The organism is Hamadaea tsunoensis DSM 44101 (genome assembly GCF_000428945.1).
Taxonomy (GTDB): Bacteria; Actinomycetota; Actinomycetes; order Mycobacteriales; family Micromonosporaceae; genus Hamadaea; species Hamadaea tsunoensis.
The window spans coordinates 193,949-207,673 of record NZ_AUAX01000003.1 but is presented as its reverse complement, the minus strand read 5'-3'; the positions used below and the strand labels follow the sequence as shown (position 1 = coordinate 207,673).

12 protein-coding genes are annotated in these 13,725 nt (G+C 70.6%); 6 read left to right on the top strand and 6 right to left on the bottom strand.

Annotation, left to right across the window (positions count from 1 at the left end; genetic code table 11):
• Window positions 1-75 precede the first annotated feature (75 nt).
• Together G401_RS0106005 and G401_RS52410 are read right to left on the bottom strand one after the other, a co-directional pair.
• Window positions 76-1,095 carry a GNAT family N-acetyltransferase gene (locus G401_RS0106005; protein WP_027341789.1) on the bottom strand — a complete coding sequence of 340 codons (1,020 nt, stop codon included), beginning with the start codon at window positions 1,093-1,095 and terminating at the stop codon, window positions 76-78.
• Between the two features lie 77 nt (window positions 1,096-1,172).
• Window positions 1,173-2,603, bottom strand: coding sequence for a lytic murein transglycosylase (locus G401_RS52410; protein WP_051366228.1), 1,431 nt, complete (start codon window positions 2,601-2,603; stop codon window positions 1,173-1,175).
• Between the two features lie 223 nt (window positions 2,604-2,826).
• Here G401_RS52410 and G401_RS43780 point away from each other — a divergent pair, with 223 nt between their 5' ends.
• Complete coding sequence (locus tag G401_RS43780; protein WP_051366226.1) at window positions 2,827-5,562, top strand: ATP-binding protein; 2,736 nt, start codon at window positions 2,827-2,829, stop codon at window positions 5,560-5,562.
• Here the strand turns inward: G401_RS43780 and G401_RS0105990 are convergent.
• Window positions 5,501-6,061 (bottom strand): phospholipase, encoded by a 561-nt coding sequence (locus G401_RS0105990; RefSeq protein WP_027341788.1) that lies wholly within the window; start codon window positions 6,059-6,061, stop codon window positions 5,501-5,503. The two genes, G401_RS43780 and G401_RS0105990, sit on opposite strands and share 62 nt — an antisense overlap.
• 190 nt (window positions 6,062-6,251) lie before the next feature.
• Here G401_RS0105990 and G401_RS0105985 point away from each other — a divergent pair, with 190 nt between their 5' ends.
• On the top strand, window positions 6,252-7,163 hold the full coding sequence (locus G401_RS0105985; RefSeq protein ID WP_027341787.1) for a GNAT family N-acetyltransferase: 912 nt from the start codon (window positions 6,252-6,254) through the stop codon (window positions 7,161-7,163).
• A 50-nt stretch (window positions 7,164-7,213) separates the two neighbouring features.
• Here the strand turns inward: G401_RS0105985 and G401_RS0105980 are convergent, their stop codons facing one another.
• Together G401_RS0105980 and G401_RS0105975 are read right to left on the bottom strand one after the other, a co-directional pair.
• On the bottom strand, window positions 7,214-8,245 hold the full coding sequence (locus tag G401_RS0105980) for a 2-oxoacid:ferredoxin oxidoreductase subunit beta (protein ID WP_027341786.1): 1,032 nt from the start codon (window positions 8,243-8,245) through the stop codon (window positions 7,214-7,216).
• On the bottom strand, window positions 8,238-10,082 hold the full coding sequence (locus G401_RS0105975) for a 2-oxoacid:acceptor oxidoreductase subunit alpha (protein ID WP_027341785.1): 1,845 nt from the start codon (window positions 10,080-10,082) through the stop codon (window positions 8,238-8,240). The genes G401_RS0105980 and G401_RS0105975 overlap by 8 nt, the downstream gene beginning before the upstream one ends.
• 141 nt (window positions 10,083-10,223) lie before the next feature.
• On the opposite strand from G401_RS0105975, the gene G401_RS0105970 reads away from it, so the two are divergent.
• The 4 genes from G401_RS0105970 to G401_RS0105955 all read left to right on the top strand — a co-directional run bounded on the left by G401_RS0105970 (window position 10,224) and on the right by G401_RS0105955 (window position 13,032).
• Complete coding sequence (locus G401_RS0105970; protein ID WP_027341784.1) at window positions 10,224-10,595, top strand: NADH-quinone oxidoreductase subunit A; 372 nt, start codon at window positions 10,224-10,226, stop codon at window positions 10,593-10,595.
• Window positions 10,596-10,686: 91 nt separating this feature from the next.
• The gene (locus G401_RS56635; RefSeq protein ID WP_064741696.1) at window positions 10,687-11,337 is read left to right on the top strand and encodes a DivIVA domain-containing protein; all 651 of its coding nucleotides are present in this window, start codon (window positions 10,687-10,689) and stop codon (window positions 11,335-11,337) included.
• The gene (locus G401_RS43770; RefSeq protein WP_034590860.1) at window positions 11,334-11,819 is read left to right on the top strand and encodes an SRPBCC family protein; all 486 of its coding nucleotides are present in this window, start codon (window positions 11,334-11,336) and stop codon (window positions 11,817-11,819) included. The genes G401_RS56635 and G401_RS43770 overlap by 4 nt, the downstream gene beginning before the upstream one ends.
• A 70-nt stretch (window positions 11,820-11,889) precedes the next feature.
• Window positions 11,890-13,032, top strand: a complete 1,143-nt coding sequence (locus G401_RS0105955) for an Mrp/NBP35 family ATP-binding protein (protein WP_027341783.1) — start codon at window positions 11,890-11,892, stop codon at window positions 13,030-13,032.
• A 232-nt stretch (window positions 13,033-13,264) separates the two neighbouring features.
• Here G401_RS0105955 and G401_RS0105950 read toward each other — a convergent pair whose 3' ends face one another.
• A complete protein-coding gene (locus G401_RS0105950; RefSeq protein WP_027341782.1) occupies window positions 13,265-13,696 on the bottom strand; it encodes a Sec-independent protein translocase family protein in 432 nt (143 codons plus the stop codon).
• Window positions 13,697-13,725: the final 29 nt, after the last annotated feature.

Below are 13,725 nucleotides of genomic sequence, written 5' to 3'. Positions count from 1 at the left end.
ATTTCCCTGATCCAAACCCGATCTTGGAAGCGGGGGCGGGCGCGGAGCGGGTGCAGAGTGGGCGGAGCGGGTGGGTCAGGCGATGCCGAGGGTTCGGGCGAGGTCGGGGACGTCGGCCTCGTACTCCAGCCATTCGCGGTCGGGCACGAAACCCAGTTCCGCGTTGACCTTGAGCAGCGGCTCGTTGACGGCGGCGTTCCAGGTCTGCACCTGGGTCAGCCCGGGTACGGCCGAGCGCAGTTCGAACAGCATGCGAGCCTTGATCGCCCGGCCGACGCCGTAACCGCGGTGGCGGGGCACCACGATCGTGTCGTACTGGTCCGCACGGGTCGGCCGTTGGGCGGGCACCACGACCTCGGTCAGGCCGGCGACCGTTCCGCTGGCGTCGTGCACGGCCACCACGATGTAGGGCCGCAGGCCGCGCGCGTGCAGGCATTCGAGGCTGGCCCGCAGCCGGTCCGGTTCGAAGGAGCTGGGCCGCAGGTCGAGGTCGCCCAGGTCGACGTCCTGGACCTCCGCCTTGGCCGCCGCGTACGCCTCGATCAGCTCCTCCGGCGGCGAATCAGGGAAGAAGTGCAGCGAGTAGCCGGCCCCGACGCCGTCGGCGAGCTGGCCGAGCGAGTACCAGTTGACCGTGCTGAGGTCGAGGACGCTGCGGATCTCCGTGAACGCCTTGGTGAAGCCGAGCCGGGTGTAGAAGCGCATGGCATCGGTGTCGCCGGGCACCTCGGCGCCGAGGGCGGCGAAGCCCTCCGCGTGGGCACGGCCGACAACGGCCCGCATGAGCTGCGTGGCGACGCCCTGCCGGCGCAGTTCGGGGTGCACGAACACCTCGACCACGCCGATGTCGCCGAGGAGCAGGATGCTGGCATGGCCGAGCACGGGCTCGCCGCGTTCGAGGTCGCCCTCGTTCTTCTCGGCGATCCACGTGATCTTTCGTTCGCCGGGCATGGTGACCGACATGTATTCGCGCATCAAGACGTCGCGCCACGGCGGATCATCTGGTAGATCGGCGCCCGTCACTGCGTTGAGCGTCGCGACCAAGGTGCTTATTTCCGCTGCCGTCGCGATTCGGGGATCCCACTCGCGAACCATCACCCGTTCAGCTTGCACGCTGCAAGGTGCGAAGGGAAGGCCCTCTTTCTCCACAGTGCAGTCTCAATCACGGACGGTCACGCACGGCTCTTCTGGCCGTAGGTGTTGGCGGCGTCGAACACCTGCTGCACCTTGGCCGTCAGATCGGGAAATGTCTTGATGGCCGCGCTCCAATTCGCAGGCTGGGTCAGATCCTTGCCCGACTCGCAGAGCTTGTTGGCCGCCGCGAGCGCGGCGTCGTCGATGTCGTTCGGGTCCACGATACCGTCACCGTCCGCATCCACGGCGTAGGAACGCCAGGTCGCCGGCAGGAACTGCATCGGGCCGACGGTGTGGTCCCAGGCCCGGTCGTCGTCGAGCGCGCCCGCGTCGGTGTCGGTGACCTTGGCCCGGCCGCCCTTGCCGTCCAGCGCCGGCCCCACGAGCGGCGGCAGCACCCGGCCGTCCGAGCCCAGCGTCGCGGCCCCCACCCGGCCGTGGTTCGATTCGATCTTGCCGATGGCCGCGATCGTGGTCCACGAGAGCTTGCAGGTGGGCGTGCGCTGGCCCAACACCCATTCGGCGTACGCGTAGGCGCGCAGGGCGACCGGTGGGATCTCGACTTTGACCGCCAGCTGCTCGGCCCATCCGGTCAGCCCGGCGTTGGCCGCGACCGGCGAGGCCGCCACCGTCGGCGGAGGGCTGAAGCTGGGCAGGCCCGCCCCCTCGGTCGAGGACGGCTGCGCGGCCGCCGACTCGGTCGCCTGCGCATGCGTACGCGATTTCGCGTCGCTGTTGGACACCAGGAAGCCGCCCAAGCCGACGGTCAGCCCGACCACCACCGCGATCAGCAGACCGCCCAGCAGCAGCCGGCCCGGTGGGCGGCGGGCCGCCCGGACGGCGGTCCGGCTGCCGGAGGCGGCGGCCCGGACGGCTGTGCCGCCCGCCGTGCTCACTATCCGGCCGACCGCGGCGGGGCGCAGTCGCGGTGTCGTCGACGCGGTCTCGGCGGCGTGTCTCGGGGTGCCCGACGGAGTCTCGGCGGCGTGTTTCGGGGCAGTCCGGGCGGCTTCGGGGGCATCCGTACCGGCGGCAGAATCGGCGGCAGGTTTTTCCGCCGAACCGGGTAGGTCACTCGTCGGCTCGGCGGCCGACGGTTGCACGGCGGCAACTTCCACCGGTGCGACTTCCACGGCGTCCGGTTGCCCGGCGGGCTGCGCCGGCGTCGCCGACTTCGCGGCGGCCGGATCGCCGAGCGCCTGCTCAGCGGGGCCGACCTGAGCCTCCGGCGGCACCGGCGCGGTCGTCTCGGCGGCCGGCGTACGCGGGGGTCTGCCTGGGCCGCGCCGGTCCTCCGTCATCGCCGCCAGCGTCGGGCCCTCGGGGTTCTCGTCCCAGGCCCCGTTGGTGAACGTGCCGCGGCGTGTACGCCTCGGGGCGGCGGGTTCCGGTACGGTCGCGGAGGTGGGCGGGGGCGTGGTCTCCGACGGGGTCACCGGTTCGTCCGAGGGCGGCTTCGGGGTGCTCACCGGTCGAGTATTGCCTATCCGGCCGAGTCTGGCCGTTCGGGCCACATCCGGGGGTCGGGGTCATCGTTTTGTCACTTCGGTAAAACCTGTGGTTTCTGTTCCTGAGATGGACTCACCCTGGCTAGGACCTTGGTTGGATCATTTGCAGACCGTTTCGACGATGCGCGAGCAGGGGCGGATGCGAAAGCATGAACCGACTTCCAGGGGGGCGGAGGTTTTGAGCGTGACTGCGGAACGGCGTCTGCCCAGCGGACTGGTGACTTTTCTCTTCACCGACATCGAAGGGTCCACCCGGCTGGCGCAGATGCTCGGGAACGGCTACCGACCGGTGCTCGAGGAGCACCGGCGATTGCTGCGGTCCGTGCTCGTCGACGCCGACGGTGCCGAGCTGTTCACCGAGGGCGACTCCTACTTCTTCGCGTTCTCCGACGCCGAGGCCGCCGTCGCGGCGTGCGCCGAGGGCCAGCGCGCCCTGGCCGCCCACGAGTGGCCGAGCGAACAGGCCGCGCCCCGCGTACGCATGGGACTCCACACCGGATACGCCCAGCCGCACGCCGGCGAGTACGCGAGCGCCGAGGTGCACCGGGCCGCCCGCGTCGCGCAGGCCGCCCACGGCGGGCAGATCCTGCTGTCGGCCGCCACCGCCGCCCGGGCGCAGAGCCTGCCGGACGAGTCCTACCTGCTCGATCTGGGCCTGCACAAGCTGCGTGGTTTCGACGGTCACGAGCGGCTGTTCCAGCTCGTCGCGCCCGGCCTGAACCGGGTGTTCCCGCGGCCGCGTACGTCGGAGGCGCCGGCGCACAACCTGCCCGCCTCGATCACGGCGTTCGTCGGCCGGTCGCAGGAGCGGGCCGAGCTCATCCGCCTCGTCGACCAGCAGCGGCTGGTGACCGTGGTGGGATCCGGCGGTGCGGGCAAGACCCGGCTGGCCGTCGAGGTGGCCGGCGACCTCGCCTCGTCCTATCCGGACGGTGTGTGGCTCGTCGACCTGGCCACCATCACCGATCCCGGCCTGGTCGCCTTCACTGTCATGAGCACCCTCGGCCAGCGGCCGGAGCCCGGCAAGCCGGTGCTCGACACGCTCGCCGAGTACGTGGCGCCCCGCCGGCTGCTGCTCATCCTGGACACGTGCGAGGCCCAGCTCGTCGGCGTACGCGCGGTGCTGAGCCAGCTGCTGACGGCCGGCAAGGGCATCACGGTGCTCGCCACCAGCCGGGAGCCGCTGGGGCTGTCCGGCGAGGTGGTCTGGCGCATCCCGCCGCTGAGCCTGGAGCCGGTCGCCGGCGCGGCCCACGCCGACGCCGTGGAGCTGCTCATCGAGCGGACCACGGCGGCCCGGGGCGGCCGGGCCCCGGCCGTGCAGGAGATCCGTTTCCTCAACCGGGTCGCGACCCGGCTGGACGGGCTCCCGCTGGCGTTGGAGCTGGCGGCCGCGCGGCTGCGCGTACTGTCGGCGGGGGAGCTGGCGGACCGGCTGGAGAGTGAGCTGGACGGCAAGGCTCCCGACCCGCTCGGCGCCCTGGACGCGACCGCGGCCGCGCTGGGCGAGTCCAGCGGCCGGCACGCGACCCTGCAGGCGACGGTGGAGTGGTCCTACCGGACGCTGTCGCCCGCGGCCTCGAGCCTGCTGCGCGGGCTGTCGGTGTTCGCCGGGCCGGTGAGCCTGCCGACCGTCGAGTGGTGGGTGGACGGTGACCCGCTCGACGCGCTGGCGACGCTGGTGGACAAGTCGCTGCTGCAGGTGAGCCGGGAGCCGGGGGGCTCGGAGTACCGGATGCTGGATCCGATCCGGGCCTTCGCCGCGCGGCGGCTGACCGCCGAGGGCGAGGAGCGGGCCGCCCGCGACCGTCACCTGCAATGGGCTCTGCACAGCCTGCGCCGGGTGGAGCGCGGCGGCGACGACCGCCCGGTGACCCTCAGCATGTACGCCCTCGACCCGCTCGCCGCCGAACTGCGGGCCGCCCTGCGCTGGTGCGTCACCGGCGGCAGCGCGCGGGAGGGCCTGCGCATCGCGGCCGGGCTGGACCAGTGGTGGCGCGAGCGGGGTCTTGCCCGCGAAGGCCGGCTGTGGCATTTCCGGCTCTACTCACGACTCGCCGAGAGCCCCGAGGCGGTGCCGGACGCCGAGCTGGCCCTGGCGTACTACGGCCATTCGATGCACGCCTGCGCCGACGGCGAGACCGCTGAGGAGATCCGTTTCGCCCAGCGGGCCGAGGGGGCCGCCCGCCGCAGCGCCGACGCCGGCGTCGTGGCCCGCGTCCTGGCCGGCCAGCCCGGTCCGCTCGTCGCGCTCGGCAAGGCGGCCGAGGCCGAGCAGCTCTGCCGTGACCTGCTCGCCTGGGCGGGCCCGCGCGAGGTGCTCGCCGACGCCCTGTTCGCCGTCTACAACCTGGCCGAACTGCTCTGGCTGCGGGGCGCCTTCGACCAGGCCGCCGAACTGCTGGCCACCGCCCGCCCGATCGAGGCGCTGCGGCCCGCCGAGCGCGGCCGGCGTACGGTCGACCTGCTGCTGGGCATGGTGGCCCTGGGCCGCAACGATCTCGTGGCCGCGCACGACCACCTGTCGGTCGCGCTGCGCTCGCGGATGTCCTACGGCTTCCACTCCCGCGCGTGCGTCGCGGTCAGCGCGATGGCCGCGCGGTGCGTGCTCGGCGGCGACCACGAGGCCGCCGCCGTGCTGTTCGGCGCCGCCGCCACCGCCAAGGCCCGGCTCTGCCGCGGGCCCGGGATCTTCGATCCCTTCTGGGCCACACGGCAGGCCGTGAGCCGCGCGGCCCTCGACGACGCGCCGTTCGACGCGGCCTGGGCGCGCGGCTCGGCGATGACGCTGGAGGAGGCCGCGGCCTACGCGCTGCAGCTCGAAGCGCCCGACCTGGCCTCCCGGTTCGACACCGGCACTACGGAATACGCGCGTCCGCAGCGCGGGCCGATTCCCGCGCCTGGAGTCCCTGCGCCTTGAGCGCGGCCGCCTTGTCGAGGTCGGACTGCTTGACCGCGGCGAGCGAGCCGAAGGCCTTGACCGCCTGGTAGTACGTCCAGGCGAGACTGGAGCAGGCCGGGCGGACCCAGACGCTGTAGGTCGAGCACTTGCGCTTCAGGTCCTCGTAGAAGGCGCTGTCCACACGGGACTTCACGGCCGAGGTGAACAGCCCGAGGGCCTTGTGGTTGCGGTAGCCGAAATCATGCCGGGCGCAGGAGTTCTTGAAGTCGAAGCCCAGCGGATTGTCGGGGGAGTCGGAGCAGTAGTCGGTCGACCAGTCGAACCCGTAGTCGGACCAGGCGCCCTGGTTCGAACGGGCCGACAGGAAGGCGTTCTGGCTGGCCGCACTGGTCTGCGTCCAGCTGGTGAGGACCGCCACCTTCTGTTCCAGGGTCGCCGCGAGCGCCGGGGACGCGGTCGCGAGGACGAGGAGCGGAACCGTCAGCACGGTCACGAGGAGGGAACGGGTACGGGTCATGCGCGCACCTCCCGCGGGGGATATTGGTGACGAGCAATGTAACACCGAGTTTGACGCTCACGGGAAGATCGTTTACGGTGGGAACGCCTGAGTGAAGGGAGGACGCCATGGGCTTTTCAGTGAATCGCGCGCGTCCGTCCCTCTTCCGCCAGTCCTGAGCGGAGCGGTCGCGCCTCCTTCTGGAGGAAACGTGCAGATCCGCACCGCCGTCGAGGCCGACCTCGACGTCATCCTGACCCTGCTGGCCGACAAGTCGATCAACACCGCCGATCCCGCGCGCTATCAGGCGCAACTGGAGAGCCGCCACTACCGTCCGGAGTGGACCTGGCTCGCCGTCGACGGTGACGTCATCGTCGCCGCGGCCGTCTGGTGGGGTTTCCCGTCCGGCACCGAGCCGCTGGCCCTCGACGGCCTGTACGCCGTACCCGCCCTGGCCGACGTCGTTCCCGTGTGGACGGAGCTGATCCGGGCGGCCGGCGTACCGCATGCCGAGTACCACATCTTCCTGCCGGGCGGCTGGCGTACCGACCCGGACGTGTCGGCGGCACTCGAACCGCGGACGGCCGCCGCGAAGGCCGCCGGGCTCACGAACGTCCTCGAACGCCTGCGCTACGAGTGGAAGACCGGTACGCCCGTACCGCCCCGCTCGACCCGTCTGCGTTTCGAGACCGAGCCGTCCGACGAGGCGTTCCTCGACGTGTTCCGCCGGACGGCCGAGGGCAGCCTCGACGACGACACGCGTACGCGGGTGGCCCGCGACGGGCTCGACGAGTTCGCGGCCGAGACGCTGGACATGTACAAGACGATGCCGGGGCCGCGCGAGTGGTGGAAGCTCGCGTACTCGGTGGAGACCGGGGACCTCGTCGGATTCGCGATGCCGTCGGCGAACAACGGCGGTCCCGTGGTCGGCTTCCTCGGCGTCCTGCCGGCCCACCGCGGCCACCGGTACGCCGACGACCTGCTCGCCGAGATCACGGCCGACCTGGCGGAGTCCGGGGCGGCCCGGATCGCGGCCGACACCGACCTGGACAACGTGCCGATGGTGCGCTCGTTCGACCGGCTCGGCTACGACAACTTCGGCGTACGGCTGGTGCTCTCCTAGGCACGAAGAAGGGGGACCCCGCGAAGGGTCCCCCTTTTCTGCACTCGCCGTCAGTCGATGGACCAGGTGTCGCCGGCGTTGAGCAGGTTCGCCAGCTCCTCCTCGGCCGTGCCGCCGAGCTTCGCCTGGGCCGTCGCGACCTGCTCCTGCACGATCGCGTCGTACGTCGGCCGGCCGACCGACCGGAAGACGCCGATCGGGGTGTGCCGCAGGTCGCCGCCGGGCAGCCGGGACAGCGCGAACGCGTACGCGGGCTCGGCCACGGTCGCGTCGTGCACGACGATCTCCCGCTCGTCCACTTCGGACGTACGGCGGACCTCCAGGCCGAAGGCGCCGGGCGGGTGCACGACACACCACTCGCGGTCCTTGCCGAACGTGATCGGCTCCCCGTGCTGCAGGCCGATCAGGTACGCGTCCCGCGTCTCCGGGTCCTTGAGCACGTCGAAGGCGCCGTCGTTGAAGATGTTGCAGTTCTGGTAGATCTCCACGAACGCCGAGCCTTCGTGCTCCGCGGCCGCCCGCAGCACCGACTGCAGGTGCTTGCGGTCCGAGTCGATCGTGCGCGCCACGAACGAGGCCTCGGCGCCGAGCGCGAGCGAGATCGGGTTGAACGGGGAGTCCGCCGAGCCGTACGGCGTCGACTTCGTGATCTTCCCCAGCTCCGAGGTCGGCGAGTACTGGCCCTTCGTCAAGCCGTAGATCTTGTTGTTGAACAGCAGGATCTTCAGGTTGACGTTGCGCCGCAACGCGTGGATCAGATGGTTGCCGCCGATCGAGAGCGCGTCGCCGTCCCCGGTCACGACCCAGACGCTGAGGTCCGGCCGCGACACCGACAGGCCGGTCGCGATCGCCGGCGCCCGGCCGTGGATCGAGTGCATGCCGTAGGTGTTCAGGTAGTACGGGAACCGCGACGAGCAGCCGATGCCGGAGACGAAGACGATCTTCTCGCGGTTGATGCCCAGCTCGGGCAGGAAGCCCTGCATCGCGGCCAGGATCGCGTAGTCACCGCACCCGGGGCACCAGCGCACCTCCTGGTCGGACTTGAAGTCCTTCGCGGACAGCTGCACCGGGACACTAGACATTCTTCACGACCTCCTCCAGCATCGCCGCCAGCTCCGAAGAGGTGAACGGCAAGCCGCGTACCTGGTTGTAGGCGATCACGTCGGTCCCGAACCGGCCGCGGATCAGCTGGGCCAGCTGGCCCAGGTTCATCTCCGGGATGACCACCTTGTCGTACGCGCCGAGCACCTGGGAAAGGTTGGCCGGCAACGGGTTCAGGTGACGCAGGTGGGCCTGGGCGATGTTCAGCCCGCGCTGGCGCAGATCACGGCAGGCCGCACCGATCGGGCCGAACGTCGAGCCCCAGCCGAGCACGAGCACCTTGGCCTGACCCGACGGATCCTCCACCGCCACGTCCTCGACCCGGATGCGCTCGATGCGGGCGGCCCGCGTACGCACCATGAAGTCGTGGTTGGCCGGGTCGTAGGAGATGTCGCCGGTGATGTCCTTCTTCTCCAGACCGCCGATGCGGTGCTCGAGGCCGGGCGTACCGGGGACGGCCCACGGGCGGGCCAGCGTCTCGGGATCGCGCAGGTAGGGCAGGAACTTGCCGTCCTCGCCGTTGGGCTCGGAGGCGAACTCGACCCGCAGGTCGGGCAGATCCTCGACGACCGGCAGCAGCCACGGCTCGGAGCCGTTGGCGATGTAGCCGTCCGACAGCAGCAGCACCGGCGTGCGGTAGGTCAGCGCGATCCGGCAGGCCTCGATCGCCGCGTCGAAGCAGTCGGCGGGCGACCGCGGCGCGATCACGGCCACCGGCGCCTCGCCGTGCCGGCCGTACAGCGCCATGTTCAGGTCGGCCTGCTCGGTCTTGGTCGGCATGCCGGTCGACGGACCCGCCCGCTGCACGTCGATGACGACCAGCGGCAGCTCCAGCATGAGGGCCAGCGAGATCGTCTCGCTCTTCAGCGCGACGCCGGGGCCGCTCGTCGTGGTGATGCCGAGCGAGCCGCCGTACGAGGCGCCGAGCGCGATGCCGGCCGCCGCGATCTCGTCCTCGGCCTGCACCGTCGTCACGCCGAACTTCTTGTGCTTGCTCAGCTCGTGCAGGATGTCCGAGGCCGGCGTGATCGGGTACGCGCCCAGCACGACCGGCAGCTTCGCGCGTACGCCGGCGGCGACGAGGCCGAGGGCGAGACCGGTGTTGCCGGTGATGTTGCGGTAGCGGCCGGTGTGCATGCGGGCCGGCTTGACCTCGTAGCGGACGGCGAAGGCCTCCGTCGTCTCGCCGAACGACCAGCCCGCCTCGAACGCGGCGATGTTGGCCGCCACCAGTTCCGGCCGGGCGGCGAACTTCTTGCGCAGGAACTCCAGCGTCGAGGCGTGCGGCCGGGAGTACAGCCAGCTCAGCATGCCCAGCGCGAACATGTTCTTGGCCCGCTCGGCGTCCTTCTTGCTGATCGGGTGATCGGCGAGGGCGCCCACGGTCATGCTGGTCAGCGCCACCGGGTGCACGTGGTACGAGGCCAGCGATCCGTCGTCCAGCGGGGACTTCTCGTAGCCGACCTTCACCAGGTTGCGCTTGGTGAACTCGTCGGTGTTCACGATGATCGTCGCGCCGCGCGGCAGGTCGGTCAGGTTCGCCTTGAGCGCTGCCGGGTTCATCGCCACCAGCACGTTCGGGGCGTCGCCCGGGGTCAGGATGTCGAAATCGGCGAAGTGCACCTGGAAGCTGGAGACGCCGGGCAGCGTACCGGCTGGTGCCCGGATCTCGGCGGGGAAGTTGGGCAACGTCGAGATGTCGTTGCCGAGCTGGGCCGTCTCGGACGTGAACCTGTCGCCCGTCAGCTGCATGCCGTCGCCCGAGTCACCGGCGAACCGGATCACCACGCGATCGAGCTGCTGAGTCTCCTTGGCCACCTTGTGTGCCTCCTGCATTCCCTACCAAGCCACCGGGAAATCCTGTTACGCGGAAAAGAGTACGTCGGTTACCACGCTGTCACGCCGACGGGCCGGTCCGCCAGAGTGAACCACGGTGCGGACGTCCGTTAGGCTGCGGTGGTGGACGGCTACCTGGGTTCGTACGCCCTTCTCGGCGTACTGCTGCTCGTGGCGGCGGCCTTCTTCGGCGTCGCGTTCGGGGCCAACCGGTTGCTGAGTCCCGCCCGGCCCGCCGAGCCGGCCGGAAAGTTCGAGACCTATGAATGCGGACTCGACCCCGTCGGGGGCGGCTGGGCCCAGGTGCACATCCGGTATTACCTGTATGCGTACCTTTACCTGCTTTTCGCCGTGGAAGCGGTGTTCCTGTTCCCGTGGGCGGTCGTCTACCTCCGCCAGGGGGTGCCGGCCGTGATGGAAATGGCCATTTTTGTTGGCATTCTCGCCCTCGGCCTGCTCTACGCCTGGCGTAAGCGCGTCCTCGTCTGGCAGTGAGTCGGGCGGGACCTGACAACCCTTCGAGGAGGCCCGATTTTTCGGGTGGCAGGGTCGCTTTCTGCCCCCCGTTCGTGCCACCATCGCAGGCATGGCTCAAGTGCTGCTCCTGCTTGTCGTCGCGCTCACCGTCGGCGCTGTCGTCTTCGGCGTGATGGTGCTGGTCAGTGGGGGTGACCCCGGGCTACGTGAGGTGGAGCCGGACGGCCGCGGCGTTCCGCTGCCCGCCAGCCGTCCCCTGATCGAGCAAGATGTCACGAAGGCGACATTCGACCTCGCGCTGCGCGGCTACCGGATGGAGCAGGTGGACAAGGCCCTGAAGCGGGTGGCCTACGACATCGGCTACAAGGACGAGCTGGTGAGCGTGCTGACCGCCGAGGTCGAGGCGCTGCGCGACGGCCGGGTCGAGGACGCGGACGCACTGCGCGCCGCCCGCCTCGCCGCGCTCGGCGAGGGTGCCGTGCCCGGCGAAGCCGACGACAAGCCGGAGAACTCGCCGATCCGCAGCGGCGGCCTGATCGACCTCGGCGACCTGGAGCGGTCCACCGAGTCCGCGCCGGCCGAGGCCGTCGAGCCGACCGACGACGAGATGCCGGACGGCCCGTTCGCGCCGTGGCCGCCGGCCAAGGCCGCCAAGGCGGACGACGAGGCCGACCACCCGACGGACGCGCAGGAGCAGGCGGACGCGAAGCCCTCGGCCGAGGACGAGAGCGACACCGACCGGGTGGTGAGCCGCGGGTGACCCCGTCCGAGCCCGTCCCCCCGCAGGGGTCCGGGACGGGTGAGGTGACGGCGACCGTCATCGTCAACGCCCCGGCGGAGCGCGTCTTCGCCGCGTTCCTCGCCTGGGAACGCCAAGGCGAATGGATCCCGCTGACCAAGGTACGCATCGTCGAGGGCGACGGCGGCGAGGGCAGCCTGATCGAGGCGATCACCGCCGCGGGACCGGCGCAGTTGCGCGACGAGATGCGGGTGGAGCGGATCGACGCACCCTATGAGCTGCGGGTCATGCACTGCGGCAAGATCCTTCGCGGCCCCGGCGTGCTGCGCTGCACTCCCATGGCGGGCGGGCGTACGCAGGTGGTCTGGCACGAATGGTTCCAACTTCCGGCGGGCGCGGCCGGGAAGGTGATCTGGCCGGTGCTGTGGCCCGGCTCGAAGACGGCCTTCAAGCAGACGCTGCGCCGCTTCGCCCGGCTCGTCGAGGCAGGCAGCCTGCCCTGACGGTCGTGATCCGTCACACGGGACGCCGCCGCGGCCGGGTACGCACGGGGACGGACGTAGCATGGGCATCATGTCCGCGCCTGCCACGACGCTCGCCGATGCGATCAACACCGCTCTGGCCACCGTCAACGATCCCGAGATCCGCCGGCCGATCACCGATCTCGGCATGGTCGAGTCCGTCGCGATAGACGGCGGCACGGTACGCGTCGCGATCCTGCTGACCGTCGCCGGCTGCCCCTTGCGCGACAAGCTGCGCGACGACATCACGGCCGCGGTCGGCGCGGTGGCGGGCGTCGACGAGGTGCAGATCGGCTTCGGGGTGATGTCCGCCGAGCAGCGCCAGAAGCTCCAGAGCACGCTGCGTGGCCCGCAGGCGGCCGAACCGGTCATCCCGTTCGCCCAGCCCGGCTCGCGTACGCGGGTGTACGCCGTCGCGTCCGGCAAGGGCGGTGTCGGCAAGTCCAGCGTGACCGTGAACCTGGCCGCCGCGCTGGCAGCCAAGGGGCTGAGCGTCGGTGTCATCGACGCGGACATCTACGGCCACTCGGTGCCCCGCATGCTCGGCGCGGAAGGCCGCCCGACCCAGGTCGAAGACATGATCATGCCGCCGCAGGCGCACGGCGTGAAGGTCATCTCGATCGGCATGTTCACCGCCGGCAACGCGGCCGTCGTCTGGCGCGGCCCGATGCTGCACCGCGCCCTCCAGCAGTTCCTCGCCGACGTCTACTGGGGCGACCTGGACGTCCTCCTGCTCGACCTGCCGCCGGGCACCGGCGACGTGGCGATCTCGCTCGCGCAGCTGCTGCCCAACGCGGAGATCCTCGTCGTCACCACCCCGCAGACGGCCGCCGCCGAAGTGGCCGAGCGGGCCGGCGCCATCGCCCTGCAGACGCACCAGCGGGTCATCGGCGTCGTCGAGAACATGTCCTACCTCGAACTGCCGAACGGCGACCGCATGGAGGTCTTCGGCTCCGGCGGCGGCGCCACCGTGGCGGAGTCCCTGACCAAGCTGATCGGCGCCCAGGTCCCGCTGCTGGGCCAGATCCCCCTGGACACCCGCGTACGCGAAGGCGGCGACGAAGGCACGCCGATCGTCCTGGCCAACCCGGACGCCCCAGCCGCGCAAGCCCTGCAGAAGGTAGCCGACCGCCTCTCGGTCCGCCGAGAGTCGCTCGTAGGCAAACCCCTGGGCCTAAGCCCAGCCAAGCGCTAAATCACCCACATCTCCACCCCGCACTCGGCCGCGACGTCCGGCAGTTCAAGATCCGCAAGCGCGAAGCGTTTGAGGATCTTGAACTGCCGGACGTTGCATAAGGGCCGAGTGCCTTCGTCTCGCCCGAAGGGCGAACGGGCAATAACCTTTCCAGCAACCACCGCGGGGGAAGCCCGCCCATCAGGGGCAGCAACCACCGGGGGACTTGACCACCGGTGGAATGGACCACCGACTACGTAGCGTCGATGTAGCGGGATGCTGCGGGGGGTGCCGTGGGGTCGCTCGGGAGCGGCGTGTGCTTGGCCGGCGTCGCGATCGGCTCGCGGTGGTCCATGCTCTTGGCGGTGGCCTTCAGCTCCTCGCCGATGCCCTGCACGTCCTTCTTGACGTCGTTGAACAGGCCTTCCAGCGGCTTACGCAGCGTGGCCTCGTCCTCTTCGCTCAGGAGGTGCTTGCGGACGAAGTTCTTCGGGTTGAGGTCTTCGAGGCTGATGTCCGTGCCGAGTTCCTTGCTGAGGTCACCGGTCGCGTTGCGGGCCATGTTGCGCAGGTTGCGGAGCATGCGCAGGCCGTCGGAGATGACCTGGGGCAGCTTGTCGCCGAAGATGAGCAGGGCGAGCAGTAGGAGCGCGAAGAACTCCCACCCGTTCAGATTCTCGAACACTCTCGTCGCCTCTCTCGCCGGCCCAGCCG

Bases quoted from the DNA above. Each gene is read 5' to 3' on its own strand.
- G401_RS0106005 (WP_027341789.1), bottom strand. From the start codon at position 1,095: ATGGTTCGCGAGTGGGATCCCCGAATCGCGACGGCAGCGGAAATAAGC.
- G401_RS0105990 (WP_027341788.1), bottom strand. From the start codon at position 6,061: ATGACCCGTACCCGTTCCCTCCTCGTGACCGTGCTGACGGTTCCGCTC.
- G401_RS0105980 (WP_027341786.1), bottom strand. From the start codon at position 8,245: ATGTCTAGTGTCCCGGTGCAGCTGTCCGCGAAGGACTTCAAGTCCGAC.
- G401_RS56635 (WP_064741696.1), top strand. From the start codon at position 10,687: ATGGCTCAAGTGCTGCTCCTGCTTGTCGTCGCGCTCACCGTCGGCGCT.
- G401_RS0105955 (WP_027341783.1), top strand. From the start codon at position 11,890: ATGTCCGCGCCTGCCACGACGCTCGCCGATGCGATCAACACCGCTCTG.